26 protein-coding genes are annotated in these 25266 nt (G+C 69.6%); 23 read left to right on the top strand and 3 right to left on the bottom strand.

Going from position 1 to position 25266, the window contains the following annotated elements; genetic code table 11:
* Window positions 1-213 precede the first annotated feature (213 nt).
* The 8 genes from P3T27_RS06505 (at window position 214) to P3T27_RS06470 (ending at window position 9479) form a co-directional block, all read left to right on the top strand.
* On the top strand, window positions 214-771 hold the full coding sequence (locus tag P3T27_RS06505) for a DUF1707 and DUF4190 domain-containing protein (protein ID WP_280675182.1): 558 nt from the start codon (window positions 214-216) through the stop codon (window positions 769-771).
* 446 nt (window positions 772-1217) lie between these two features.
* The gene (gene rpsL, locus P3T27_RS06500; protein ID WP_014144289.1) at window positions 1218-1589 is read left to right on the top strand and encodes a 30S ribosomal protein S12; all 372 of its coding nucleotides are present in this window, start codon (window positions 1218-1220) and stop codon (window positions 1587-1589) included.
* Window positions 1590-1591: 2 nt separating this feature from the next.
* Complete coding sequence (gene rpsG / locus P3T27_RS06495; protein ID WP_030055803.1) at window positions 1592-2062, top strand: 30S ribosomal protein S7; 471 nt, start codon at window positions 1592-1594, stop codon at window positions 2060-2062.
* A gap of 39 nt (window positions 2063-2101) precedes the next feature.
* Window positions 2102-4207 (top strand): elongation factor G, encoded by a 2106-nt coding sequence (fusA, locus tag P3T27_RS06490; RefSeq protein WP_280675179.1) that lies wholly within the window; start codon window positions 2102-2104, stop codon window positions 4205-4207.
* A gap of 234 nt (window positions 4208-4441) precedes the next feature.
* Complete coding sequence (tuf, locus tag P3T27_RS06485) at window positions 4442-5635, top strand: elongation factor Tu (RefSeq protein WP_280675177.1); 1194 nt, start codon at window positions 4442-4444, stop codon at window positions 5633-5635.
* Between the two features lie 190 nt (window positions 5636-5825).
* Window positions 5826-7880: a hypothetical protein gene (locus P3T27_RS06480; RefSeq protein WP_280675175.1), complete on the top strand. Its 2055-nt coding sequence runs from the start codon at window positions 5826-5828 to the stop codon at window positions 7878-7880.
* A 208-nt stretch (window positions 7881-8088) separates the two neighbouring features.
* Window positions 8089-9045, top strand: coding sequence for a glycosyltransferase family 2 protein (locus tag P3T27_RS06475; protein ID WP_280675173.1), 957 nt, complete (start codon window positions 8089-8091; stop codon window positions 9043-9045).
* Window positions 9045-9479 (top strand): GtrA family protein, encoded by a 435-nt coding sequence (locus tag P3T27_RS06470; protein WP_280675171.1) that lies wholly within the window; start codon window positions 9045-9047, stop codon window positions 9477-9479. Before P3T27_RS06475 ends, P3T27_RS06470 begins: the two co-directional genes overlap by 1 nt.
* A gap of 112 nt (window positions 9480-9591) precedes the next feature.
* On the opposite strand, the gene rfbC is transcribed toward P3T27_RS06470, so the two are convergent.
* The gene (gene rfbC, locus P3T27_RS06465) at window positions 9592-10200 is read right to left on the bottom strand and encodes a dTDP-4-dehydrorhamnose 3,5-epimerase (protein WP_280675169.1); all 609 of its coding nucleotides are present in this window, start codon (window positions 10198-10200) and stop codon (window positions 9592-9594) included.
* Complete coding sequence (rfbA, locus tag P3T27_RS06460; protein ID WP_280675167.1) at window positions 10197-11072, bottom strand: glucose-1-phosphate thymidylyltransferase RfbA; 876 nt, start codon at window positions 11070-11072, stop codon at window positions 10197-10199. The genes rfbC and rfbA overlap by 4 nt, the downstream gene beginning before the upstream one ends.
* An 83-nt stretch (window positions 11073-11155) precedes the next feature.
* Here rfbA and rfbB point away from each other — a divergent pair, with 83 nt between their 5' ends.
* The 6 genes from rfbB (at window position 11156) to P3T27_RS06430 (ending at window position 16460) form a co-directional block, all read left to right on the top strand.
* Complete coding sequence (gene rfbB / locus P3T27_RS06455) at window positions 11156-12133, top strand: dTDP-glucose 4,6-dehydratase (protein WP_280675165.1); 978 nt, start codon at window positions 11156-11158, stop codon at window positions 12131-12133.
* Entirely contained in the window at window positions 12130-13065 is a 936-nt protein-coding gene (gene rfbD / locus P3T27_RS06450) for a dTDP-4-dehydrorhamnose reductase (RefSeq protein WP_280675163.1), read from the top strand. Before rfbB ends, rfbD begins: the two co-directional genes overlap by 4 nt.
* The gene (locus P3T27_RS06445) at window positions 13062-14399 is read left to right on the top strand and encodes a hypothetical protein (RefSeq protein ID WP_280675162.1); all 1338 of its coding nucleotides are present in this window, start codon (window positions 13062-13064) and stop codon (window positions 14397-14399) included. Before rfbD ends, P3T27_RS06445 begins: the two co-directional genes overlap by 4 nt.
* Before the next feature lie 68 nt (window positions 14400-14467).
* Complete coding sequence (locus P3T27_RS06440; RefSeq protein WP_280675159.1) at window positions 14468-15157, top strand: glycosyltransferase family 2 protein; 690 nt, start codon at window positions 14468-14470, stop codon at window positions 15155-15157.
* Window positions 15154-15552 (top strand): DUF2304 domain-containing protein, encoded by a 399-nt coding sequence (locus tag P3T27_RS06435; protein WP_280675157.1) that lies wholly within the window; start codon window positions 15154-15156, stop codon window positions 15550-15552. Before P3T27_RS06440 ends, P3T27_RS06435 begins: the two co-directional genes overlap by 4 nt.
* 5 nt (window positions 15553-15557) lie before the next feature.
* Window positions 15558-16460 carry a glycosyltransferase gene (locus P3T27_RS06430; protein ID WP_280675155.1) on the top strand — a complete coding sequence of 301 codons (903 nt, stop codon included), beginning with the start codon at window positions 15558-15560 and terminating at the stop codon, window positions 16458-16460.
* A 96-nt stretch (window positions 16461-16556) separates the two neighbouring features.
* Here P3T27_RS06430 and P3T27_RS06425 read toward each other — a convergent pair whose 3' ends face one another.
* On the bottom strand, window positions 16557-18314 hold the full coding sequence (locus tag P3T27_RS06425) for a hypothetical protein (RefSeq protein WP_280675153.1): 1758 nt from the start codon (window positions 18312-18314) through the stop codon (window positions 16557-16559).
* Window positions 18315-18705: 391 nt separating this feature from the next.
* On the opposite strand from P3T27_RS06425, the gene P3T27_RS06420 reads away from it, so the two are divergent.
* From P3T27_RS06420 to rpsC, 9 genes are all read left to right on the top strand, one after another.
* A complete protein-coding gene (locus P3T27_RS06420; RefSeq protein WP_280675150.1) occupies window positions 18706-20505 on the top strand; it encodes a hypothetical protein in 1800 nt (599 codons plus the stop codon).
* Window positions 20506-20895: 390 nt separating this feature from the next.
* Window positions 20896-21204, top strand: coding sequence for a 30S ribosomal protein S10 (gene rpsJ, locus P3T27_RS06415; RefSeq protein ID WP_012785157.1), 309 nt, complete (start codon window positions 20896-20898; stop codon window positions 21202-21204).
* A 14-nt stretch (window positions 21205-21218) separates the two neighbouring features.
* The gene (rplC, locus tag P3T27_RS06410) at window positions 21219-21866 is read left to right on the top strand and encodes a 50S ribosomal protein L3 (RefSeq protein ID WP_280675148.1); all 648 of its coding nucleotides are present in this window, start codon (window positions 21219-21221) and stop codon (window positions 21864-21866) included.
* A gap of 4 nt (window positions 21867-21870) precedes the next feature.
* Window positions 21871-22548, top strand: a complete 678-nt coding sequence (gene rplD / locus P3T27_RS06405) for a 50S ribosomal protein L4 (RefSeq protein ID WP_280675146.1) — start codon at window positions 21871-21873, stop codon at window positions 22546-22548.
* Window positions 22545-22868 (top strand): 50S ribosomal protein L23, encoded by a 324-nt coding sequence (rplW, locus tag P3T27_RS06400; RefSeq protein ID WP_104816576.1) that lies wholly within the window; start codon window positions 22545-22547, stop codon window positions 22866-22868. Before rplD ends, rplW begins: the two co-directional genes overlap by 4 nt.
* Before the next feature lie 43 nt (window positions 22869-22911).
* Window positions 22912-23748: a 50S ribosomal protein L2 gene (rplB, locus tag P3T27_RS06395; protein ID WP_280675144.1), complete on the top strand. Its 837-nt coding sequence runs from the start codon at window positions 22912-22914 to the stop codon at window positions 23746-23748.
* An 11-nt stretch (window positions 23749-23759) separates the two neighbouring features.
* Window positions 23760-24041 (top strand): 30S ribosomal protein S19, encoded by a 282-nt coding sequence (rpsS, locus tag P3T27_RS06390; RefSeq protein ID WP_030055821.1) that lies wholly within the window; start codon window positions 23760-23762, stop codon window positions 24039-24041.
* Between the two features lie 50 nt (window positions 24042-24091).
* Window positions 24092-24439, top strand: a complete 348-nt coding sequence (gene rplV, locus P3T27_RS06385; protein ID WP_030055822.1) for a 50S ribosomal protein L22 — start codon at window positions 24092-24094, stop codon at window positions 24437-24439.
* A complete protein-coding gene (gene rpsC / locus P3T27_RS06380) occupies window positions 24439-25263 on the top strand; it encodes a 30S ribosomal protein S3 (protein ID WP_188306763.1) in 825 nt (274 codons plus the stop codon). The genes rplV and rpsC overlap by 1 nt, the downstream gene beginning before the upstream one ends.
* Window positions 25264-25266 lie beyond the last annotated feature (3 nt).

Genomic DNA, 25266 nt, shown 5'->3' with positions numbered 1-25266 from the left:
TCCTCAGGACCAGCCTGTCATTGCCCCGACAGGCTGTCGTCCGAGTTGAGGATCCCCTGAGCGAATGGGCCGAACGGGTGAGGCGCGCCGTCAGGGCGGCGTGTTCCGGCGGGTGTCGGGCTGAAATTGGCACCTACTCAGCTGCGCCGTTCGTCCTGCACTATGAGGAACAGCGAGGGGTGCGGGGCCGCGTCGGGTGCCGGGAGGTGGCGGATGGCCGTTCAACCGTGGGGCGCGTCGGGCCCCGGCGACCCGGACCGGCGTCCGGACGGCGGCCGGACGCCCGCACCCGCCCCGCAGGCCGGGTTCCCCGCCGGGATGCGCGCCGGGCACGCGGACCGGGACCGGACGATCGACGTGCTGAAGGCCGCGTTCGCCGAGGGCCGGCTCTCCACCGAGGAGTACGAGCAGCGCCACGAGGAGGCGGCCGCCGCGCAGACCTACGGCCAGCTGGCCGGCCTGGTGGCCGATCTGCCCATCGGCCCGATGCCCGCGCCGATGGCCTTCGCCGCCCCGCCCGTCCCGGCGACCTTCCTCCCGCCGCCTCCGCCGCCGGCCCGTTCGATCAACGTGCTGGCGGTCACCTCGCTGGTGTTCGGCCTGACCGGCTTCTCGCTCCCCGCGGTGGTGGTCGGGCACGTCGCGAAGGCCCAGCCGAGCCGCCGCGACCGGGACGGCGACTGGATGGCCACCCTCGGCCTGGTCTTCGGCTACGCCGGCTGCGCGTTCTGGACGCTCGTGCTCCTGGTCCTGCTCCGGGTACCGGCCTGACCGGGCCGCTGCGCGGGAGGCCGGCTCGGGCACCACGGGGGCGGGCCGCCTCCGGTGGCGGCGGGCGGCGGCCTGTGGTAGGGCGGGTGAAGGGCGGCCCGACACCGGGTGGTCGCGTCCGGGACACTCCCGGGACATCCGGCCGAAGGTCACGACCTGCGGCGTTGCATTTGTTTTGACCGAGCCCCATGCGCTAGGTACGCTCTGACCTTGTGCCTGGGGTGTCCCCGGGTCCTTGTGCGTGCATGCACACCGGTCGCCGCGCCGAGCCGGAGCGCCTTCCAGCGCCCCGCGCGTTGAGCGCCGTCGCTGTACATCAGCTCATGGGATTCCGTGTCGGAATACGCCCAACACACCCGACCGCGTGGGTCGACCACGGGGCCGTGTGTGAGGGATCACCGCAGGTTAGTTCCACCAAGCCTTGGCACACAGAAAACGGAGAAACGGTGCCTACGATCCAGCAGCTGGTCCGAAAGGGCCGGCAGGACAAGGTCGAGAAGAACAAGACTCCCGCGCTGAAGGGTTCCCCGCAGCGCCGTGGGGTCTGCACGCGTGTGTACACGACCACCCCGAAGAAGCCGAACTCGGCTCTCCGCAAGGTCGCCCGTGTGCGCCTCACCAGCGGGATCGAGGTCACCGCTTACATTCCGGGCGAGGGCCACAACCTGCAGGAGCACTCCATCGTGCTGGTGCGCGGTGGTCGTGTGAAGGACCTTCCTGGTGTCCGCTACAAGATCATCCGCGGCTCGCTTGACACCCAGGGTGTCAAGAACCGCAAGCAGGCTCGCAGCCGCTACGGCGCCAAGAAGGAGAAGTAAGAATGCCTCGTAAGGGCCCCGCCCCGAAGCGCCCGGTCATCATCGACCCGGTTTACGGCTCCCCGGTCGTCACCCAGCTGGTCAACAAGATCCTGCTGCACGGCAAGCGCTCCACCGCCGAGCGGATCGTCTACGGCGCCCTCGAGGGCGTCCGCGAGAAGACCGGCTCGGACCCGGTCGTCACGCTGAAGCGCGCGCTGGAGAACGTCAAGCCGGCCCTCGAGGTCAAGTCCCGCCGTGTCGGTGGCGCGACCTACCAGGTTCCGGTCGAGGTCCGTCCGGGCCGCGCCAGCACCCTGGCGCTGCGCTGGATGGTCGGTTACTCCCGCGCCCGTCGCGAGAAGACCATGACCGAGCGCCTGATGAACGAGATCCTCGACGCCAGCAACGGCCTGGGCGCTTCCGTGAAGCGTCGCGAGGACACCCACAAGATGGCCGAGTCCAACAAGGCCTTCGCGCACTACCGCTGGTAGTCCGAACCCCGTCACTAGACAGAGAGAGAACGAGCCACCATGGCTGCAACCTCCCTTGACCTCGCCAGGGTCCGCAACATCGGGATCATGGCGCACATCGACGCGGGCAAGACCACCACCACCGAGCGGATCCTGTTCTACACCGGCGTCTCGTACAAGATCGGTGAGGTCCACGATGGCGCTGCCACCATGGACTGGATGGAGCAGGAGCAGGAGCGCGGCATCACGATCACGTCGGCCGCGACGACCTGTCACTGGACGGTCGACGGCGTCGACAACACCATCAACATCATCGACACCCCGGGTCACGTCGACTTCACCGTCGAGGTGGAGCGTTCGCTGCGCGTCCTCGACGGTGCCGTGACGGTGTTCGACGGTGTCGCCGGTGTCGAGCCCCAGTCCGAGACCGTGTGGCGGCAGGCTGACCGCTACGGCGTCCCGCGCATCTGCTTCATCAACAAGCTGGACCGCACGGGCGCGAACTTCTTCTTCTGCGTCAAGACCATCGTGGACCGCCTCGGCGCGACCCCGCTGGTCATGCAGCTCCCGATCGGTGCCGAGGCGGACTTCAAGGGCGTTGTCGACCTTGTCCGCATGAAGGCGCTGGTCTGGTCCGCCGAGGCCGCCAAGGGCGAGATGTACGACGTCGTCGACATCCCGGCCGAGCTGGTGGAGCAGGCGAACGAGTACCGCGAGGCGCTCCTGGACGAGGTGTCGAACGTCAGCGATGACGTGATGATGCTCGCCATGGAGGGCGAAGAGGTCCCCGAGGAGCTGCTGTACGAGGCGATCCGCAAGGGCACCCTGGAGTCGGCCTTCACGCCGATCTTCTGCGGTACCGCGTTCAAGAACAAGGGCGTTCAGCCCCTGCTCGACGCGGTCGTCAAGTACCTGCCGTCGCCGCTGGACATCGAGTCGGTCGAGGGCACCAAGCCCAACGACCCGGAGACCAAGATCTCCCGCAAGGCCTCGGACGACGAGCCGCTCGCCGCGCTGGCGTTCAAGATCATGTCCGACCCGCACCTGGGCAAGCTCACCTTCGTCCGGATCTACTCCGGTCGCCTGGAGTCCGGCACCTCGGTGCTGAACGCCGTGAAGGGCAAGAAGGAGCGCATCGGCAAGATCTACCGCATGCACGCGAACAAGCGTGAGGAGATCGAGTCGGTGGGCGCCGGCGACATCGTCGCCGTCATGGGCCTGAAGCAGACCACCACCGGTGAGACGCTGTCCGACGAGAAGAACCCGGTCATCCTGGAGTCCATGGACTTCCCGGCCCCGGTCATCCGCGTCGCGATCGAGCCCAAGTCCAAGGGTGACCAGGAGAAGCTGGGTGTCGCCATCCAGCGTCTCGCGGAGGAGGACCCCTCCTTCCAGGTCAACACGGACGAGGAGACCGGCCAGACCATCATCGCGGGTATGGGCGAGCTGCACCTCGAGGTGCTGGTCGACCGTATGAAGCGTGAGTTCAAGGTCGAGGCCAACGTCGGCAAGCCGCAGGTCGCGTACCGCGAGACGATCCGTCAGGCCGTCGAGCGCATCGACTACACCCACAAGAAGCAGACCGGTGGTTCCGGTCAGTTCGCCAAGGTGCAGATCGCGATCGAGCCGCTCGAGCAGGCCGAGGGCTACGAGTTCCTCAACCTGGTCACCGGTGGCCGCGTGCCGCGGGAGTACATCCCGTCGGTCGACGCCGGCTGCCAGGAGGCCATGGAGTTCGGCGTGCTCGCCGGCTACCCGCTGCAGGGTGTCCGCGTGAAGCTGCTCGACGGTCAGTCGCACGACGTCGACTCCTCCGAGCTCGCGTTCAAGATCGCCGGCTCGATGGCCTTCAAGGAAGGCGCGAGGAAGGCCAAGCCGGTTCTTCTCGAGCCGATGATGGCCGTCGAGGTCACCACGCCCGAGGACTACATGGGCGACGTGATCGGCGACATCAACTCTCGCCGTGGCCAGATCCGGTCCATGGACGAGCGTCACGGTGCCCGCGTCGTCACGGCGCTGGTGCCGCTCTCCGAGATGTTCGGCTACGTCGGTGATCTGCGCAGCAAGACCTCTGGTCGCGCGAGCTACTCGATGCAGTTCGACTCGTACGCCGAGGTTCCGAAGGCCGTGGCGGAGGAGATCATCGCCAAGGCCAAGGGCGAGTAAGGACCGGCACCAGCCGGCTCCCTACGAGGCCGCAGGACATCCCGACATTCGGGACGATTGCGAACCCTTAGGCTATTAGGAGGCGTCCCGGGAGAATCCGGTCGGGTTCTCCCGGGGGCCTCCGGCCCCCACCCCGCGGGACGGTGCGAGGTGCTTCGGCACCCCGGGCCCAATCCCGATCAAAGACCAACTGACGTCAGCACGGCGTACAGAACTGTCCTCAGGAGGACTGCAGTGGCGAAGGCGAAGTTCGAGCGGACGAAGCCCCACGTCAACATCGGCACCATCGGTCACATTGACCACGGTAAGACGACCCTTACCGCGGCCATCACCAAGGTGCTGCACGACGCGTACCCGGAGATCAACCCCTTCACGCCGTTCGACCAGATCGACAAGGCGCCGGAGGAGCGGCAGCGCGGTATCACCATCTCGATCGCGCACGTCGAGTACCAGACCGAGGCGCGTCACTACGCCCACGTCGACTGCCCGGGTCACGCGGACTACATCAAGAACATGATCACCGGTGCGGCCCAGATGGACGGTGCGATCCTCGTCGTCGCCGCCACCGACGGCCCGATGCCGCAGACCAAGGAGCACGTCCTCCTGGCCCGCCAGGTCGGCGTCCCCTACATCGTCGTCGCCCTGAACAAGGCCGACATGGTGGACGACGAGGAGATCCTGGAGCTCGTCGAGCTCGAGGTCCGCGAGCTCCTCTCGGAGTACGAGTTCCCGGGTGACGACCTGCCGGTCGTCCGCGTCTCCGCGCTGAAGGCGCTGGAGGGCGACAAGGAGTGGGGCGAGAAGCTCCTCGGCCTGATGCACCAGGTCGACGAGGCCATCCCGACCCCGGCCCGCGCCGTGGACCAGCCGTTCCTGATGCCGATCGAGGACGTCTTCACGATCACCGGTCGTGGCACCGTCGTCACCGGTCGTATCGAGCGTGGCATCCTCAAGGTCAACGAGACTGTCGACATCATCGGCATCAAGGAGACCAAGACCACCACCACGGTCACCGGCATCGAGATGTTCCGCAAGCTGCTCGACGAGGGCCAGGCCGGTGAGAACGTCGGTCTGCTGCTCCGTGGCATCAAGCGCGAGGACGTCGAGCGCGGCCAGGTCATCATCAAGCCGGGTTCGGTCACGCCGCACACCGACTTCGAGGCCCAGGCCTACATCCTGTCGAAGGACGAGGGTGGCCGTCACACCCCGTTCTTCAACAACTACCGCCCGCAGTTCTACTTCCGTACCACGGACGTGACCGGCGTCGTGACCCTCCCCGAGGGCACCGAGATGGTCATGCCGGGCGACAACACCGCCATGACGGTCGCGCTGATCCAGCCGATCGCCATGGAGGAGGGCCTGAAGTTCGCCATCCGTGAGGGTGGTCGTACCGTCGGCGCCGGCCAGGTCACCAAGATCATCAAGTAATTGATGCTCTGACACTTGACCTCTGGTCAGGGAGGGCTTGGTGGAGATCCCAGGATCTTCACCAAGCCCTCTGTCTTTGTGCGAAAAAGGATCAACTAGGATCGCGGCATATCGCCGGACTGAACCCGGGCGCAAGGGTGCCCGTGACAGGGGATGGGGTTTCTGGGTCTCGATGGAAAGACTCCGCACCATGGTGGCCGCGCGTACCTCGTCCGAGGAGGCCGCACCGGGTAGCACGCCCGGACCCGAACGCCCCGCCGTCGCAAGGACCGCCCGAAGCCTGCCGTTCCTGGCCGGCGCCCTGCTCGCGTCCTGGCTGGTCCCGGCCGCGCTGATCCCGACCGGCCTCGGGATCGTGCTGCTGCCGCTGCTGGTCCTGGCCGTCGCCTCGGTGATCCGGGTCGGCGGCGTGCTGCTCGACCGGCTGGTCGCCGCGGCGCTGATCGTCGCCGGCGGCGTGCTCGTCACCGGCCTGCTCTTCTCGCTCTGGCCGTGGGGGCTTGACCCGGTCCCCACCTCCGGGGCGCTGTTCTCGATCGTGGCGCTGACCGGCTGGCTGGGCCGCCGCGCGCCCCGGCTGCCGCTGCGGTTCCGGCCCTCGGACCTGATGGTGCTCGGCACCGGCTACGTGATGTGGCACTACCTGCACAAGCCGCTGGTCGGCAAGGGGCCGGGCTGGCGGCTGGAGTTCCTCACCACCTCCGAGGACCGGCTCAACCACTTCTCGTACTTCGTCGGCATCGAGCACGTCGGCGGCTACAACTTCCTGCACCAGGAGGCCGCCAAGGCCTACATGATGTCGGGGGAGGGGGTGTACCCGCAGGGGTCGCACTTCCTGCTCGCCTGGGTCGACTCGCTGGTCCGCTCCTCCGCGGACCTCGGCTCGACGCTCGACACCATGAACCGCTACCTGCTCTACGTCCTGGCGGCCTACGCGCTGCTCGGCGTGGCGCTGGTCTGGGCGGCCCGCTGGATCGGCGGACCGAGGCTGCGCGGCTGGCGCACCGCCGCGGTGTGCGGGACGGTCGCGGCGCTGGTGTTCTCCAGCAACTACACCGACCTGGTCACCCATGGCTTCGACTCGACGGTCATCGGCCTGCTCATGGTGGCCGTCCTCACCGCGTTCCTGGTGCGGCCCGCGCTGCGGACGCCGGAGTTCCTGCTGCTCGCCGGGTCCGGCCTGATCGCGGTCACCTACGTCTACAACCTGTTCGGCGCCGTCGCCGGGGTCGCCGTGGTGGCCACCCTGGTGGTCCACCGGCGGAGGTTCCGGCTCTCGCGCTGGCCGCTCTACGCGCTCCTCGCGGTGGTCGCGCTCGGGCTGGCCGCACTGCCGAGCGTGGTCTCCGTGCTGTCCGACCTCGACGTCGCCGGCACCTCCAACCTGGGCGGCCCGAGCGTCGGCGCCGACCGGACGATCCTGGTCGGCGGTCTGCTGCTGGCCCTGCTGGCCGCGGCGGCGCCGACCAACCGGCGCACCGGCACCGGCCGGGCGCACCTCGCGCTGGTGCTCGGCGCCGGGCTGGTGATCTGCGGCTTCGCCTGGTGGCAGATGCACACGATCGGGCACGTCTCGTACTACTTCGAGAAGCTGGCCGGCACCGGGGTGGTGATCGCGCTGGTCTCGATCGGCGCGGTCGGCCCGCTGCTGCGGACCACCTCGCCCGCCCGGGTGCCGGTCCTGCGGCGCCGGATCGGCGACGGCGTGCTCTCGGTGGTCGCGGTGGCGACGGCGCTCAGCCTGTTCGCCGGCGTCCAGTGGGGGATGGAGTCGTTCAAGGCGGGGCCCACCGCCTGGTCCCAGAACTCGTTGACGGCCTGGAGCCGGGGCGACTCCTGGAGCGACATCGGCCCGCGCGACGGCGCCACCGTCATGGCGGACCTCGACGGCATCTCCGAGCCGATGATGGTGCTGTACTCCAACGACGACTACAAGAACCTCAAGTCCACCTGGGTCACCGCGCTGCTGCGCGGGCGCGGCGGTGACATGCGGGCGCTCTACGAGGCGCACTGGGTGAACATCGGCGCCGAGCCCCGGAAGGAAGCGGAGCACCAGGCGGCGCTGGCCCACGTGAAGAAGGCCGCCGAGAAGCTCGGCGGGCCGATGACCGTGGTGGTCGCCGACCCGGCCACCGGGGACCTGCTGCGCAAGGAGCTGACCGGCTTCCAGCCGCGGATCACCGTGGTGGCCAAGCCGGGCAACAACTGGATCCACCCGTGGAACCGGAGCTTCCCCGGGGACTGATCCCCGGGCCCCGGCGAGGCCGGGGCGACTCGGCGCGGGGGCGCCGCCCGAGCAGGGCGGCGCCCCCGCGGCCGTCCGGACGACCCCGGTGGCCGGACGGGATCTCACCCGGTGCTCATCGGGCCCCGCCGGGTCTCATCGGGGCCTCACCACCGGCTGCTATTGTCGGCGGAAATCCAGCCTCACCAGCGGAAAGCGGGACCAACTCATGTCGACAGCGCCGCAGTTGTCGGTCGTCATGCCGATCTACAACGAGCAGGAGGCGCTTCCACTGACCGTCGAGAGGCTGCGGCCGATCCTCGACGGGCTCGGGATCGACTACGAGGTGGTCGGCGTCGACGACGGCAGCACCGACGCCACCCCGGTGCTGATGCAGAAGATCCGGCAGGACTGGCCCGAGTTCCGGATCATCCGCTTCGCCCGCAACTCCGGCCACCAGGCCGCGCTCAAGGCCGGCCTGGACCGGGCGTTCGGCGACTACGTGGTGAGCATCGACGCGGACCTGCAGGACCCGCCGGAGAAGATCCCGGAGATGCTCTCGCTCGCCCGCGAGCAGAACCTCGACATCGTCTACGGCGTGCGCGGCGACCGCGGTACGGACAGCTTCTTCAAGCGGCGGACGGCCGGCGCCTACTACTGGCTGATGCGCAAGCTGGTCGGCAAGCGGATGCCCAGCCAGGCCGGCGACTACCGCCTGCTCAGCCGCGCCGCGGTGGACGCGATCAAGGCGCTGCCCGAGCACCAGCCGGTCTACCGGCTGCTGGTGCCGTGGCTGGGCTTCCCCAGCGGCGAGGTGGTGTACGTCCGCGAGGAGCGGGTGGCCGGCGCGACGCACTACCCGCTGGCCAAGATGGTCCGGCTGGCCCTGGACAGCGTCACCAACTTCTCCGCCGCCCCGCTGCGGCTGGCCACCTGGCTCGGCCTGCTGAGCTTCGCGGTCTGCCTGCTGCTGGCGGTCTACACCACCATCTCGTTCGCGCTCGGCTCGACCGTGCCGGGGTGGTCCTCGCTCTTCATAGGGATGCTGTTCATCGGCGCCGTCCAGTTGATCTGCGTCGGCCTGCTCGGCGAGTACACCGGGCGGATCTACTCGGCGGTCCAGGCCCGCCCGGCGTACTTCGTCGGCTACGACTCGGCCGAGGAAGAACGACGGGACAACTCCTGATGAACATCACCGACGACCCGGCCCGGTCCGCGGAGACCGGCCGGGCGGCCCGTCGCCAGCTGCCGTCCTTCCTGGTCATCGGCGTTCTCAGCACGCTCTTCTACCTGCTGCTGTTCGTCGCCGCGCGCGGGTTCACCGGCGCGCAGGCCGCCAACCTGATCGCCCTCGCGGTCAGTGCGGTCGCCAACACGGCCGCCAACCGCCGCTTCACCTTCGGCGTCACCGGCAGTGAGGGTGCGCTGCGGCACCAACTGCAGGGCGCGGTGGCCTTCCTCATCGGGCTGGGCCTGAGCAGCGGCGCGCTCGCCCTGCTCGACCTGGCGGTGCCGAACGCCTCCCGGCCGGTCGAGATGGCCGGGCTGGTCGTGGCCAACGGGCTCGCCACGGTGGTCCGGTTCGTGCTGCTCAAGGTCTGGGTCTTCCGGGGCCGTTGAGGGCTGCCCGGGCGCTGGGCCCGACACCGGCGGGTCCGGACATGCGAGGGCTCGGAAAGCCGAGGGCCCGGCCGCGTCGAACGCGACCGGGCCCTCGCGGGTCGTCCCCGGATCAGCCCTGGTGGGCCTTGCCGAGCCCGGCGCGGAACGCCTTGACGGCCTCGTAGTCCGGCAGCAGGCCGCTCGCCAGCGCCTCGGCGAGCGACGGCGCCTCGGCGTCCTTGGCGGACAGCTGCGGGGCCTCGGCCGGCCACTCGATGGCCAGGTCCGGGTCCAGCGGGTGCACGCCGTGCTCGCCGGTCGGGTTGTAGGTCTCCGAGCAGAGGTAGGTCAGCGTCGCGTCGTCGGTGAGCGCGCAGAACCCGTGGCCGAGGCCCTCCGAGATGTAGACGGCCTTGCGCTCGGTCTCGTCCAGGCGCACGCCCTCCCACCGGCCGAAGGTCGGCGAGCCGACCCGCAGGTCGACGATGACGTCCAGCACCGCGCCGCGCACGCAGGTCACGTACTTGGCCTGGCCGGGCGGGACGTCGGCGAAGTGGATGCCGCGGACGACGCCCCGGCTGGACAGCGAGAGGTTGGCCTGCGCCAGCTTCAGCGGGTGCCCGGCCACCTCGGCCAGCCGGTCGAAGCGGTACCACTCGGTGAAGTGGCCGCGCGCGTCGCCGTGCACCTGCGGGGTGAGCTCCCAGGCGCCCTCGATGGACAGCTCGCGGATCTTCATCGCGCGGCCTCCTCGTCCAGCAGCGCCACCAGGTACTGGCCGTAGCCGCTCTTCAGCAGGGGCTCGGCCAGCTCGCGCAGCTGCGCGTCGTCGATCAGGCCGGCCCGCCAGACCGCCTCCTCGATGCAGCCGATCTTGAAGCCCTGGCGCTCCTCGATGACCCGGACGAACTCCGAGGCCTGCACCATCGAGACGAAGGTGCCGGTGTCCAGCCAGGCGGTGCCGCGGTCGAGGATGGTCACGTGCAGGTCGCCGGCCTTGAGGTACGCCTCGTTGACGGCGGTGATCTCCAGCTCGCCGCGGGCGCTCGGCTTCAGGCCGCGGGCGATCTCCACCACGCGGTTGTCGTAGAAGTACAGGCCGGGGACGGCGTACCGGGACTTGGGCTCGGTCGGCTTCTCCTCGATGGAGATGACCTGGCCGTCCTCGTCGAACTCGACCACGCCGTACGCCGTCGGGTCGGCCACCGGGTACGCGAAGACCCGGCCGCCCTTGGCGTCGGTGTGCTCGGAGAGCCGGGTGCCCAGGCCGCTGCCGTGGAAGATGTTGTCGCCGAGGATCAGCGCCACGGGCTCGTCGCCGATGAAGTCGGCGCCCAGGACGAAGGCCTGGGCGATGCCCTCGGGGCGCTCCTGGACGGCGTACTCCAGGCGGAGGCCGAACTGGGAGCCGTCGCCCAGCAGGCGCTCGAACTGTTCCCTGTCGTTCGGGGTGGTGATGATCAGGATCTCGCTGATCCCCGCCATCACCAGGGTCGAGAGGGGGTAGTAGATCATCGGCTTGTCGAAGACCGGGAGGAGCTGCTTCGACACCGCCCGGGTCAGCGGCCAGAGCCGCGAGCCGGTGCCGCCGGCCAGAAGGATTCCACGCATGAGGTGCACCTTATTCGAGTCCGAAGGGACGGGTGAGGGCCGGGTCGGCGGGTCCCCGGCGCGACGGTAGACTACGGCGTACTATGCGCATCCTCGTGACCGGCGGTGCCGGCTTCATTGGTTCTGAATTCGTCCGCCAGCTTCTCGGCGCCGACACCACTGACCAGATCACGGTCTTCGACAAGCTCACGTACTCGGGCGTCGAGGCCAACCTGGAGCCGGTGGCGGGTCACCGCGGCTACTCCTTCGTCCGGGGCGACATCTGCGACGTCGACGCCGTCGACGCCGTGATGCCCGGCCACGACGTCGTGGTGCACTTCGCGGCCGAGTCCCACGTGGACCGCTCGATCGCGGGCGCCGGCCCCTTCGTGCTGACCAACGTGGTCGGCACCCAGGTCCTGCTGGACGCCGCCCGCAAGCACGGCGTCGGCCGCTTCGTGCACATCTCCACCGACGAGGTGTACGGCTCCATCAACGAGGGCTCCTGGACGGAGGAGTGGCCGCTGGTGCCGAACTCCCCGTACTCGGCCTCCAAGGCCTCCTCGGACCTGCTGGCGCTGGCCTACCACCGCACGCACGGCATGGACGTCGTGGTGACCCGCTGCTCCAACAACTACGGGCACTACCAGTTCCCCGAGAAGGTCATCCCGCTCTTCACCACCAACCTGATCGACGGCAAGAAGGTGCCGCTGTACGGCGACGGTGGCAACGTCCGCGACTGGCTGCACGTCTCGGACCACTGCCGGGGCATCGAGCTGGTCATGCGCGGCGGCCGCGCCGGCGAGGTCTACAACATCGGCGGCGGCACCGAGGCCACCAACAAGGAGCTCACCGGCCTGCTGCTGGAGGCCGCCGGCGCCGGTTGGGACATGGTCGAGCACGTGGCCGACCGCAAGGGCCACGACCTGCGCTACTCGATCGACATCAGCAAGATCCGCGAGGAGCTCGGCTACGAGCCGCAGGTCCGCTTCGAGGACGGCCTCGCCGCGACCATCGCCTGGTACCGCGACAACCGCGCCTGGTGGGAGCCGCTGAAGCAGAAGGCGGCGCTGCAGAAGTGAGCGCCACCGCCCCGGGCCAGGTCCGCTGGCTGGTGACCGGCGCGGCCGGCATGCTCGGCCGCGACGTGCTGAGCGTCCTGGCCGCCGACCCGCAGGCCGAGGTGACCGCCCTCGGCCGCGCCGACCTCGACATCACCGACGCGGCGGCCGTCCTGGCCGCCGTCGAGGGTCACGACGTCGTCGTCAACTGCGCCGCCTGGACCAACGTGGACGCCGCCGAGACCGAGGAGGCGGCCGCCACGGCCGTCAACGGCACCGGCGTGCGCAACCTCGCCGCCGCCTGCGCCAAGGCCGGCGCCCGGCTGCTGCAGGTGTCGACCGACTACGTGCTGCCCGGGGACGCCACCGAGGCGTACGCCGAGACCGCGCCCACCGGCCCGGTCAACGCGTACGGCCGCGGCAAGCTGGTGGGCGAGCAAGCCGTCGCCGAACTGCTCCCGGAGCGCGGCTACGTCGTGCGCACCGCCTGGCTGTACGGCGAGCACGGCAAGAACTTCGTCGCCACCATGCTGCGGCTCGCCGCCCAGCGCGAGACCCTGGACGTGGTGGACGACCAGCAGGGCCAGCCGACCTGGTCGCTGGCGCTGGCCCGGCAGCTGGCCGCGCTCGGCCGGGCCGCGCTCGCCGGGCGGGCCCCGGCCGGGGTCTACCACGGCACCGGCGCCGGCCGCACCACCTGGTGCGGGCTGGCCCGGGAGACGTACCGACTGAGCGGGCTCGACCCGGAGCGGATCCGCCCGACCACCTCCGCCGCGTACGTCACCCCCGCCGTCCGGCCCGCGTTCAGCGTGCTGGGCCACGACGGCTGGGCCGCCGCCGGCCTGAGCCCGCTGCCGGACTGGCGCGAGCAGCTCGCCGAGGCGCTCGGCACCCCCGCCTTCACCGAACTGGCCGCCGCGGCCCGGACATCCGAGAGCGACAGAGCGCAGTGACCAATCCGCTGACCAAGGTGGCCGCCGCGCTACCGCCGGGAACCCTGGCGGTGGCGGGCGGCACCGTCGTGCTCGGCGCGGCCTCGTACATCCACCTGGGTGTGGCGGGCCACAGCCTGTCCGTCGACGACATGGCGAACGTCTCCCTGCTGTGGACGATCGTGATGTCCGTCGGGATCGGCGTCTTCTTCCCGATCGAGCAGGAGCTGACCCGGATCGTCGCGGCCCGCGCCGCGCTCGGCCACGGCGCGGCCCCGGTGCTGCGCCGGGCCACCCTGCTGACCGGCGGGATCCTCGCCGCGGTGCTGCTGGTGCTCGGCCTCGGCTCGCGGAAGATCGCCGACGCGATGTTCCACGGCGACCGGTCGCTGGTGCTGGCGCTGGGCGGGGCGTTCCTCGGCATGGCGGTCTGCTACCTCACCCGTGGCGTGCTGGCCGGCCTCGGCAGGTTCGGCGCCTACGGCACCCAGCTCGGCATCGACGGCGGCCTGCGGATCGGGCTGGCCTTCGGCGCCGCCGTCGCCGGGGTGCACTCGGCGCTGGCGTTCAGCCTGATCCTGGCCGTCGCGCCGGTCGCGGCCACCCTGCTCACGTTGCCGCCGCTGCTGCGGGCGGTACGGCCAGGTCCGCGCGTCCCGTGGTCCGAACTCTGTTCCGGCCTGGGCCTGCTGATCTGCTCGACCCTGCTCTCCCAGGTTGTGGTGAACGCTGCGGTGGTGAGCACCAAGCTGCTCGCCCCGACGGAGTCGGCGCTGATCGCGGCGCTGCTCAACGCTCTGGTGCTGGCCCGCGTCCCGCTCTTCGTGTTCGGCTCGCTGCAGGCCTCGCTGCTCAGCGGGCTCTCCTCGGCGATCGCCGTCGGCGACCGGGCGGCCTTCAGCGGCATGCTCCGCCGGATCGGCCTCGTGGTCGGCGGGCTGGGCGTGCTCGGCGGGATCCCGGCGGTGGCCCTCGGGCCCTGGCTGATCCAGGTGCTCTTCGGCGCCAAGCCGGTGCTCGGCTGCCTCGACTTCTTCTGGATGTCCGCCGGCACCGTGGCGTACATGTTCGCGATGGTGCTCGGTCAGGCGTTGATGGTATTCAAGCGGCACAACCTGCAGCTGCTCTGCTGGGCGGTCGGTACCGCGGCCCTCGCCGGGGTCACCTTCATGCCCGGTGACGTGGCCACCCGCGTGGTCGTGGCGTACACCGCCGGATCGGTGGTCACGGTGCTCGGTATGCTGGCCGCGCTCAGGCGCAGCTTCCCCGGTTCGACGGCGAACCAGGCCGGTACCGCGCGGAGCACGTCGGAGCAGGCCGCGCCCACCATGACTGCCGGGGTGGTCGGCGAATGACCGTCTCACCCCCCGACATACAGATTGCCGCGCGCGAGCGCGCGAGACACCCCGAACATGGAGCCCCCGTGTCCCAGTACGACGATGTCTGGCTGGTGATCCCGGCCTACAACGAAGGCCAGGTGATCGCTGACGTTGTTGAGGGAGCGCGCAAGACGTTCCCGAACATCGTTGTGGTCGATGACGGCAGTGCGGACGACTCCGCCAAGCACATCATGTCCACGGGTGCGCACCTGGTGCGGCACCCGGTCAACCTCGGCCAGGGCGCGGCGCTGCAGACCGGCCTCGCCTACGCGCTCGCCCAGAACGGCGCCCAGTACTTCGCGACCTTCGACGCGGACGGCCAGCACCAGACGGCCGACGTCGAGAAGATGGTCGCCCTGCTCCGCACGGGCGAGGTCGACGTGGTCCTCGGCTCGCGCTTCATCGAGCAGAACGGCCAGGTGCCGTGGATCAAGCGGGTCGTCCTGCGGACCGCCGCGACGGTCAGCCCCACCGCCCGCAAGCTCAAGCTCACCGACTCGCACAACGGCCTGCGCGTGCTCAACCGTGAAGCCGCGGGCCGGTTGCGGATCACCATGAACGGCATGGCCCACGCCTCGGAGATCGTCAGCTTCCTGGCCGGCGCCGACCTGCGGGTGGCCGAGCTCCCGGTGGACATCCTGTACACCGACTACTCACGCGCCAAGGGTCAGTCCTTGATCAACGGCGTCAACATCATCTTCGACATCTCGCTTCGGGAGCGTGGCCGCCGATGAACTACTTCTGGATCCAGCTGGTTCTGATCGTGGGCGCGGTTTCCCTCGCGTTCATGTTCATCCGGCGCTGGGACCGCGCGAACACGCGCGCCTGGAAGCGCATCGCCTTCTCCGTCTTCGTGATCGCCAACATCTACGCGATCCTGCGCCCGAGCGACGTCACCTGGGTGGCCCACAAGTTCGGCGTCGGCCGCGGCACCGACCTGGTGCTGTACGTGATGGTCCTGGCCATGGGCTTCCTGACCCTGAACACCTTCCTGCGGTTCCGCTCGCTGGAGAAGAAGCTCACCGACCTGGCCCGCACCGTCGCGATCAACGAGGGCTCCAGGCTCAACGAGGAGCGCTTCGACCTGGACCTCCCGGTCTCCGTCCCGGTGAAGAGCAACGGAGCCTGACCGTCATGGCCACCTTCGAGTTCATGCTGCCGTACTACGGCGACGTGGCCCTGATGCAGGCCGCGGTGCGCAGCATCCTCAATCAGAGCGACCCGGTCCTGCGGCTGACCGTCATCGACGACGGCAAGGAGCCGGACGTCCCGGGCTGGTTCGCCGAGCTCGGCGACCACCGGGTGCGGTACCTGCGCAACGAGCAGAACCTCGGGATCACCAAGAACTTCCAGAAGTGCGTGGAGCTCTCCACGGCGGACCACGTGGTCATCATGGGCTGCGACGACCTGCTGCACCCGCACTACCTGGAGACCGTCCGGGCGATCCTCAAGGTCAACCCGGACCTGGGCATGGTGCAGCCGGGCGTCGAGGTGATCGACGGTGACGGCGTGGTCAGCTCCGGCCTGGCCGACAACGTGAAGGGCAAGCTCTACGCCCCGAACGTCAAGGGCCGGCGCCTGATGGGCGGCGAGGAGCTGGCCGCCAGCGTGCTGCGCGGCAACTGGCTCTACTTCCCGTCGATCTGCTGGCGGGGCGAGGCCCTGCGGGCGGTCAACTTCCGCGACGAGTACTCGGTCATCCAGGACCTCGCGCTGGTCGTCGACCTGCTGGAGCGCGGCGAGACGATGATGATCGACAACACCACCGTCGTCTTCCAGTACCGCCGCCACGCGGTCAGCGAGTCCGCGGTGCAGGCCTTCTCGGGCACCCGCTTCACCGAGGCGGAGCGCTACTTCAACGCGGTGGCCGAGCGGATGGACGCCCGCGGCTGGCCCAGGGCGGCGCGCGCCGCCCGGGTCCGCAGCGCCTCCCGCTTCCACGCGATCACGATGCTCCCCGGCGCCCTGCGCCGCGGCGAGAAGTCCGGCCTCAAGGTGCTCGCCAAGCACGCGTTCACCTCGGGCCAGCGCCACTAGCACCGCGTCCGCAGGGACGAAGGAGCCCGGCCCCACCGCTCAGGCGGTGGGGCCGGGCTCCTTTTCGGTACCGGTGCCGGGGCCGGCCCGCCCGGTTCAGCCCTCCAGCAGCGCCAGCACGTTGCCGACCACTCCGGAGGCCTTCGGCCGGACCGGGTACGGGTTGGCCGGGGAACAGCCCAGCGTGCCCTGGTCGGGCCCGTCGACCAGCCGCGTGGACAGGTCACTCGGCTTCGAGCACTTGCCGTCCGGGGCGTACTGCGAGCAGTGCCCGTCGAAGCTCGCGGTGGTCTGCGCGTAGTAGGCGAGGTCGCCGCCGTCCCCCTTCATGTTCGGCATGAAGCGGTCGGCGGTGGCGGAGCCGGCCATCGCGTACAGCAGGCCGAGGGAGCAGAGCGCGCCGAGCGCGACCGCACGCGGGGTGAACCGGGCGAGTCCGCGGATCGGCACCGGCTCGCCGGCCTGGGCGCGGCGGGCGCCGAAGCGGCGGGCGGCCAGGTAGCAGGCGAGGCCGGTGAGCACGAGGGTGCAGTAGAGCAGTTGGGCGCTGGTGCGCGGGTAGAGCATCACCGCCTGGTTCTTCTCCATGTGGGAGGCGTACCAGTAGCGCATGATCAGGGCGCTGGCCGCACAGGCGGCGGTCACCAGGACGGAGGGGCGGTTGACGCCGAGGGCGAGCGCGACGCCGAGGCCGACGAGCAGCAGGATGGAGAAGAGGCCGACGCCGCCGAGCTCGCCGGGCAGCGGCCAGGTGCTCCAGGCGTCGCTGCCGGGCAGGTCGTCGCGCCACATCGCGAAGTAGGTCGGCTCGGCGTAGGTGTCGAAGTAGCAGTAACGGTCGACGGTGGAACCGGCCGAGGAGAGCAGGCGGACCAGGTAGCTTCCGGCTATCAGGAGGAAGACCCCGGTGGTGGCCAGGAGGGTGGCCCCGGCCGTCGCCAGCGCCCGGCCCCCGCCGTCCCGCCAGACCCGGACCACGATGACGACGGTCAGCACGATCACGCCGAGCGCCGACCAGATGAACCAGCCGGAGTACAGGATGAACAGCAGGCCGATCACCAGGCCGAGCCCGCCGCCCTGGACGGCGGCGCGCTTGCGGGGAAGCTCCGAGGAGCGCTGGAGCAGCTGTACGAATTTGCCGAGCACCGGGACGAGCGCGACTAGGACGAGGTTGGTGTACGGCTTGTACGGCTGCATCATCGGCAGCGAGGCGGTGACGCCGATGCCGAGCGCCCACAGCGGCGGGAGCATCAGTCGCCAGGCCAGGTACGCGAGCGGGCCGAGCAGGCCCATGAAGAGCAGCGAGACGATCTTCATCGCGTAGCCGACGTCGCCGTCGGTGAAGTACTCGGCGGTCCAGGCGATCAGGTGCGGGAACATCGGCGGGTAGGCGCCGTCGAGGGGCTTGCCCTGCATGAGGGCGCCGGCCCAGGCCTGCAGCGTGCCGGAGTCCCCGCCCTGCCCGTTGAGCGGCCACATGGTGTCGCGCAGGGCGAGCGAGACGCCGGCCGCGACGACGCCGGAGGAGAGCCCGGCGACGGCCGCCGCCCCGAACCGCAGCGGGGCGTCCGCCCAGCGGCGCATGGCCGGGACGCAGACCAGCAGGACGACGCCGAGCAGGAGCAGCAGTTGCAGCTGCAGCGCGGCCAGGCCGCTGACCTGGCCGATCCGGGTCATCGGGTTGAGGTCGACGAACCGGGCGAGGTAGGTCATCAGCAGCGAGGCCGCCAGGGCGACCAGACCCTCCAGGACCCAGAGCAGAAAGGCGCCGGGCGATGGTCTGTCCTTGACTCTTCGGCGTATCGGGGCCCGTCGGAGTTCGGTCGAGGTGGCCGCGGTCTGGAGGCTTGTCACTGCGAGGTCCTTTGTGGCCGGGCGATCGAGGAGGGACGAACTGAAGCCGAGCGTCCGGGACCGGTCGCTCATTTGCTCGACTGATTCTGCCAGGGGGTCAAACGCTTCCTGTGCACTGGTTGGACACATGTACGGACGTTCCATGGCGGTGGAACGGAGCAGTGCGCGCAAATCGGCGGAAACCCGCAGCGCCGGGCTCGCGCCGGGGGAGGAGACCGGGAGGAGGCCGCCGTGAGCGCCTCGGTACGGCCCGTGCCCGGGGCGGTTGTGGGGGCCGGTCGGGCGGACTCCGGCTGCCCGGTGGGGCCTTGGCACGCGGTACTGTCCTTCGAGGGCCCCGACCGCCCGTACCGCCCAGCAGCAGCCCGAAGTCCTACGGAAGTGAAGCGACATGACCGATCTGGCAACCGACCGGCTCCGCGGATCGGACGTGCCACCCGACGGGGCGGACCAGGCCCGCCCCGTCGACCCGGGGGCCGGCGACCGCTGGTTCGAGCGGCGCGGGGTGCTCGTGGCGGGGGAGATCCTGGTCAGCGTGGTGGCGGCGCTCGGCTTCACGCTGCTGTGCCGTCACATCAGCGTCAACCCGATGAACCGGATCGGGCAGGTCAGCGGCCTGGCCAAGATCCAGCAGTACGTGGCGATGGTCGGCCTGCCGATCCTGGCCGTCCTGGTCTACACCGCCTACCGGGGCGGGCTGCGCCGGCACGGCATCGTCCAGCGGCTGGTCTGCGCCGCGCTGGCGGGCCTGGCCACCGGCGTGGTGGCCGGCGGCGTGGTGGTCGCGCTGCGCGGCACCCCGTGGCCGCTCGGCGGGCAGGAGGGCGACCCGAGCGTCCTGATCGACATGGCGACGTCGATGATGCACGGCAAGGGCATCTCCGGCGTGTACCCGCCGCTGTTCCCGGCGGCGATCGCGATCTGGTCCAAGCTGCGTTACGGCGGGGTCGGCGGCGCCGGCTTCGCCCTGCACGACCTGCAGATCATCTGCAGCGCGCTGGTCGGCCCGATGAGCTACCTGGCCTGGCGGCTCATGCTGCGGCCGTTCTGGGCGCTGGCCATCGCGGTGCCGTCCGCGCTGGTCTTCCTGGACCCGATCCGCCCGTACAGCCACGTGACGATGATCGTCCTGCTGCCGCTGCTGGCGGCCTGCCTGCGCGAGCTGCGCCGGGCGGGGGAGCTGTCGACCCGGGCGCTCTGGCTGCGCGCCCTCGGCTTCGGCGCGGCCTTCGGCATCCTCTTCCTCTGGTACTCGGGCTGGTACCTCTGGTCGGCGCCGGGCGTCTTCCTGCTGACCCTGTTCGTCTTCCCGTGGCGGCGCGGCAAGCAGACCGTCCGCCGCGGGTTGCTGTTCCTGGGCGTCACCGTGGGCACCGCCGGGGTGATAGGCGCGCCGCTGCTGTACCAGATCGTCAAGCTCGGCGCGGACACCCCCGACCGCTACGCCTACATCGTCAACTACGTCGACCCGACGTACGTGCTCGGCTGGATGTCGGACCGCAACGGCGGGCTGACGTACCACAACTGGCCTCAGTCGGGCGAGCTGGCCGGCCAGACCGGCTTCGCCATCATGCTGGTCGCGGCGGTCGGCATCGGGGTGGGCCTGGGCCTGCGCAGCATGGTGGTCCGGGTGGCGGCGGCGGTGCTGGCCGGGGCCTGGTTGCTGCGGTTCTGGTTCGCCTCGCACATGGCGCACGAGCAGATGATCCAGCTGTACCCGCGGACCACCTGGATCATCATGTACTGCCTGCTGATCCTGGCCGTGGTCGGGCTGATGACCGGCCTGGAGCGCGGCGCCGGCTGGCTGGAGCGGCTGCTCCGTTCGAACGGCCGCGCGGCCTCCGCCGGGCCGGCGATCCCGCGCCGGGTCACCAAGCAGCTGGCCGCCGGTCTGATCTGCGCGCTGGCGCTGTTCGCGACGATGGGCGCCTCCTGGTCGGTCGACCGCTACATGCCGCAGGCGGAGTCCACCAACAGCATGGGCCTGGACGCCTGGCGGGCGCACACCATCAAGAAGAAGGACGGCACCTGTCCGAAGTTCTCGCCGGTGGCGAAGTGCGCGGACATCATCACCAAGGACTGGAAGCCGGAGACCGACAAGGGCTTCATCTGGTGCGCCAACGTGAGCACCGAGGACTGGCCGGCGGTCTGCGGCCGGCAGGCCCCCTGGGTGAACGAACAGAAGAAGTAATCCGCACGAGCGACCAGCGGGGCCGGTGAGGGGTACCTCACCGGCCCCGATTGGCATCCGGGCTGCTCCATGTGGCAGTATGTCCAAGTTGCTCGGTTGAGTGCCGATGCTGCGCGTCTCCCGCCGGGAGGACTGGAAGCGAGTCCCATGTACTCGTCGTTCCCGTGATGGCCGTTAAGCGTGAAGTCGACGCCACGGCAGCTGCGGGGCGAAAGTACGGGAATCTTCCGGGAAGCGTGTGCGGGGCCTCGGCCCGGCGCCCCCCAACCCCGAAGGTTTGAAGCCGACGAGTTTTTCGCCGGTTTTTTGCAAGCGCGAGTGCGACACGCCCGAGCGCGGGGGTCGGAGGGTGGTCGTGCAGTGACTAGGACAAAGGACTACTGAGTAGCCATGGCGGGACAGAAGATCCGCATCCGGCTCAAGGCCTACGACCACGAGGTCATCGACTCTTCGGCGAAGAAGATCGTCGAGACGGTGATCCGTACTGGTGCGCAGGTCGCGGGCCCGGTGCCGCTGCCCACTGAGAAGAACGTGTACTGCGTCATCCGCTCGCCGCACAAGTACAAGGACTCGCGCGAGCACTTCGAGATGCGTACTCACAAGCGTCTGATCGACATCCTCGACCCCACGCCGAAGACGGTTGACTCGCTCATGCGTCTCGACCTGCCGGCGGGCGTCGACATCGAGATCAAGCTCTGAGAGGCGCACCGAAGATGGCTAAGCAGATTAAGGGCATCCTGGGCGAGAAGCTCGGCATGACCCAGGTCTGGGACGAGAACAACCGGGTCGTTCCGGTGACCGTCGTCAAGGCTGGGCCCAATGTCGTGACCCAGGTCCACACCGCCGACAGTCCGGCCGGCTACGACGCCGTCCAGATCGGCTTCGGCGAGATCGACCCCCGCAAGGTGAACAAGCCCCTCGCGGGCCACTTCGCCAAGGCCGGTGTCACCCCGCGCCGCCACCTGGTCGAGCTCCGCACCGCGGATGCTTCCGAGTACACCCTCGGCCAGGAGATCACCGCGGAGCTGTTCGAGGCGGGTGTCCGGGTCGACGTGACCGGCACCTCCAAGGGCAAGGGCTTCGCCGGTGTCATGAAGCGCCACAACTTCCGGGGCCTCGGCGCCGGTCACGGTGTGCAGCGCAAGCACCGCTCGCCCGGCTCGATCGGTGGCTGTGCCACCCCGGGTCGCGTGTTCAAGGGCGTGAGGATGGCCGGCCGGATGGGCCACGAGCGTGTGACCACCCAGAACCTGACCATCCATGCCGTTGACGCGGAGAAGGGGCTGCTCCTGATCAAGGGCGCAATCCCGGGCCCGAACGGCGGCCTCGTCCTCGTCCGCACCGCGGCGAAGGGGCTGTGAGGATATGAGCACCATTGACATCCTGTCGCCCTCGGGCGACAAGACCGGCAGCCTCGAGCTGCCGGCCGAGATCTTCGACGCGAAGGTCAGCGTTCCGCTGATGCACCAGGTCGTCGTGGCGCAGCTCGCTGCGGCCCGTCAGGGCACCCACAAGACCAAGACTCGTGGCGAGGTCCGCGGTGGCGGCAGGAAGCCGTACCGCCAGAAGGGCACCGGCCGCGCCCGTCAGGGCTCGACCCGTGCGCCGCAGTTCGCCGGCGGTGGCGTCGTGCACGGTCCCGTGCCGCGCGACTACTCGCAGCGGACCCCGAAGAAGATGATCGCCGCCGCCCTGCGCGGTGCGCTCACCGACCGGGCCCGCCACAACCGCATCCACGTCATCACCGACGTGACCGCGACCGAGGCGCCGTCGACCAAGGCCGCCAAGAGCCTGTTCGGCAAGATCACCGAGCGCAAGAACGTCCTTCTGGTCGTCGAGCGCGCGGACGAGCTGGGCCTCAAGTCCGCTCGCAACCTGCCGCACGTGCACATCCTGGACGCCGGTCAGCTGAACACCTACGACGTGCTCGTCTCCGACGATGTGGTCTTCACCCAGGCCGCCTTCGAGCGTTTCGTGGCGGGTCCCGCCGCGTCCGCCAAGGCCGTGGCTGCTGAGGGCGAGCTCGAAGGGAGCGCCGCCTGATGGCTGCAGAGATCACGAGCAAGACGTTCACGGACCCCCGTGACGTCCTGGTGAAGCCGGTCATCTCGGAGAAGAGCTACTCGCTCCTCGACGAGAACAAGTACACGTTCGTCGTGTCGCCCGGTGCCAACAAGACCCAGATCAAGCAGGCCGTCGAGGCGGTCTTCTCGGTCAAGGTCGAGTCCGTCAACACGCTCAACCGTCAGGGCAAGCGCAAGCGCTCCAAGACGGGCTTTGGCAAGCGCAAGGACACCAAGCGCGCCATCGTGACGCTGGCTGAGGGCAACCGCATCGACATCTTCGGTGGTCCGGTCTCCTAACGGGGATCGTGATCGTCGATAAGGACGAGGACGAGAGAGCCAAATGGGCATCCGCAAGTACAAGCCGACTACGCCGGGCCGTCGTGGCTCCAGCGTGGCCGACTTCGTAGAGATCACGCGGTCCACGCCGGAGAAGTCGCTGGTTCGCCCCCTGCACAGCAAGGGCGGCCGTAACAACGCCGGTCGGATCACCGTTCGCCACCAGGGTGGCGGTCACAAGCGCGCCTACCGCGTGATCGACTTCCGTCGTCACGACAAGGACGGCGTGCCGGCCAAGGTCGCGCACATCGAGTACGACCCGAACCGCACCGCGCGCATCGCGCTCCTGCACTACGCGGACGGCGAGAAGCGCTACATCATCGCGCCGCGCGGCATCGCGCAGGGTGACCGGGTCGAGAACGGCGCTGGCGCCGACATCAAGCCGGGCAACAACCTGCCGCTGCGCAACATCCCGGTCGGTACCACCATCCACGCGGTGGAGCTGCGTCCCGGTGGCGGTGCCAAGCTGGCCCGCTCCGCCGGTTCCGGCATCCAGCTGCTCGCCCGTGAGGGTCGCATGGCGCACCTGCGCATGCCCTCCGGTGAGATCCGCCTGGTCGACGCGCGTTGCCGCGCGACCGTCGGCGAGGTCGGCAACGCCGAGCAGTCGAACATCAACTGGGGCAAGGCCGGCCGCATGCGCTGGAAGGGCGTCCGCCCGACCGTGCGTGGTGTCGCCATGAACCCGATCGACCACCCGCACGGTGGTGGTGAGGGTAAGACCTCTGGTGGCCGCCACCCGGTCTCGCCGTGGGGCCAGAAGGAGGGTCGCACCCGTCGCCCGAAGAAGGCGTCGGACGCTCTCATCGTGCGCCGCCGCAAGACCAACAAGAAGCGCTAGGAGCAGGTCAGATGCCGCGCAGTCTCAAGAAGGGCCCCTTCATCGACGGCCACCTTCTCAAGAAGGTGGACGCGCAGAACGAGGCGGGTACCCAGAACGTCATCAAGACCTGGTCCCGTCGCTCCGTGATCTTCCCGGCCATGCTCGGCCACACGATCGCGGTGCACGATGGCCGTAAGCACGTCCCGGTGTTCGTCACCGAGTCGATGGTCGGCCACAAGCTCGGCGAGTTCGCGCCGACGCGCACGTTCCGCGGTCACGTCAAGGACGACCGCAAGTCGAAGCGTCGCTAGTCGCCAGCGAGATTACCGACTCAATGACTTACACCAGCAAGGGGACAACCATGGAAGCCAGGGCCCAGGCGCGGTACATCCGCGTCACGCCCATGAAGGCCCGCCGCGTGGTGGACCTCATCCGTGGCCTGCCGGCCACGGAGGCCCAGGCCGTCCTGCGTTTCGCTCCGCAGGCCGCCACCGTGCCCGTCGGCAAGGTGCTCGACAGCGCCATTGCCAACGCCGCGCACAACTACAACCACTCCAACGTGGACGACCTCGTCATCAGCGAGGCGTACGTTGACGAGGGCCCGACCCTGAAGCGGTTCCGTCCGCGTGCCCAGGGTCGTGCCTACCGGATCCGCAAGCGGACCAGCCACATCACCGTGGTCGTCAGCAGCAAGGAAGGGACCCGGTAATGGGCCAGAAGGTTAACCCGCACGGGTTCCGCCTCGGCATCAGCACGGACTTCAAGTCCCGCTGGTACGCCGACAAGCTGTACAAGGACTACGTCAAGGAAGACGTCGCCATTCGTCGCATGATGACGAAGGGCATGGAGCGCGCCGGCATCTCCAAGGTCGAGATCGAGCGCACCCGCGACCGCGTCCGCGTCGACATCCACACCGCGCGCCCCGGCATCGTCATCGGTCGCCGTGGCACCGAGGCCGACCGCATCCGCGGCGACCTCGAGAAGCTGACCGGCAAGCAGGTCCAGCTGAACATCCTCGAGGTCAAGAACCCCGAGCTGGACGCCCAGCTCGTGGCTCAGGGCGTCGCGGAGCAGCTGTCCTCCCGCGTCTCCTTCCGCCGTGCCATGCGCAAGTCGATGCAGGGCACCATGAAGTCCGGCGCCAAGGGCATCAAGGTCCAGTGCTCCGGTCGTCTCGGCGGCGCCGAGATGAGCCGTTCGGAGTTCTACCGCGAGGGCCGTGTGCCGCTGCACACCCTGCGCGCGAACGTCGACTACGGCTTCTTCGAGGCCAAGACGACCTTCGGCCGCATCGGTGTGAAGGTCTGGATCTACAAGGGCGACGTCAAGAACATCGCCGAGGTCCGCGCTGAGAACGCCGCTGCCCGCTCGGGCAACCGCCCGGCCCGTCCCGAGGGTGGTCGTCCCGCCCGCGGTGGCGAGCGCCGTGGTGGCGAGCGCGGTGGCCGTGGCCGTCGCCCCGCCGCTGCCGAGGCCTCCGCGGCCCCGGTCGCCGAGGCTCCGGCTGCCGAGAACACCGGAACGGAGGCCTGACTC

Origin of the sequence: Kitasatospora sp. MAA19, assembly GCF_029894125.1 — a bacterium.
Taxonomy (GTDB): Bacteria; Actinomycetota; Actinomycetes; order Streptomycetales; family Streptomycetaceae; genus Kitasatospora.
This window is presented reverse-complemented; position numbering and strand designations above follow the sequence as displayed.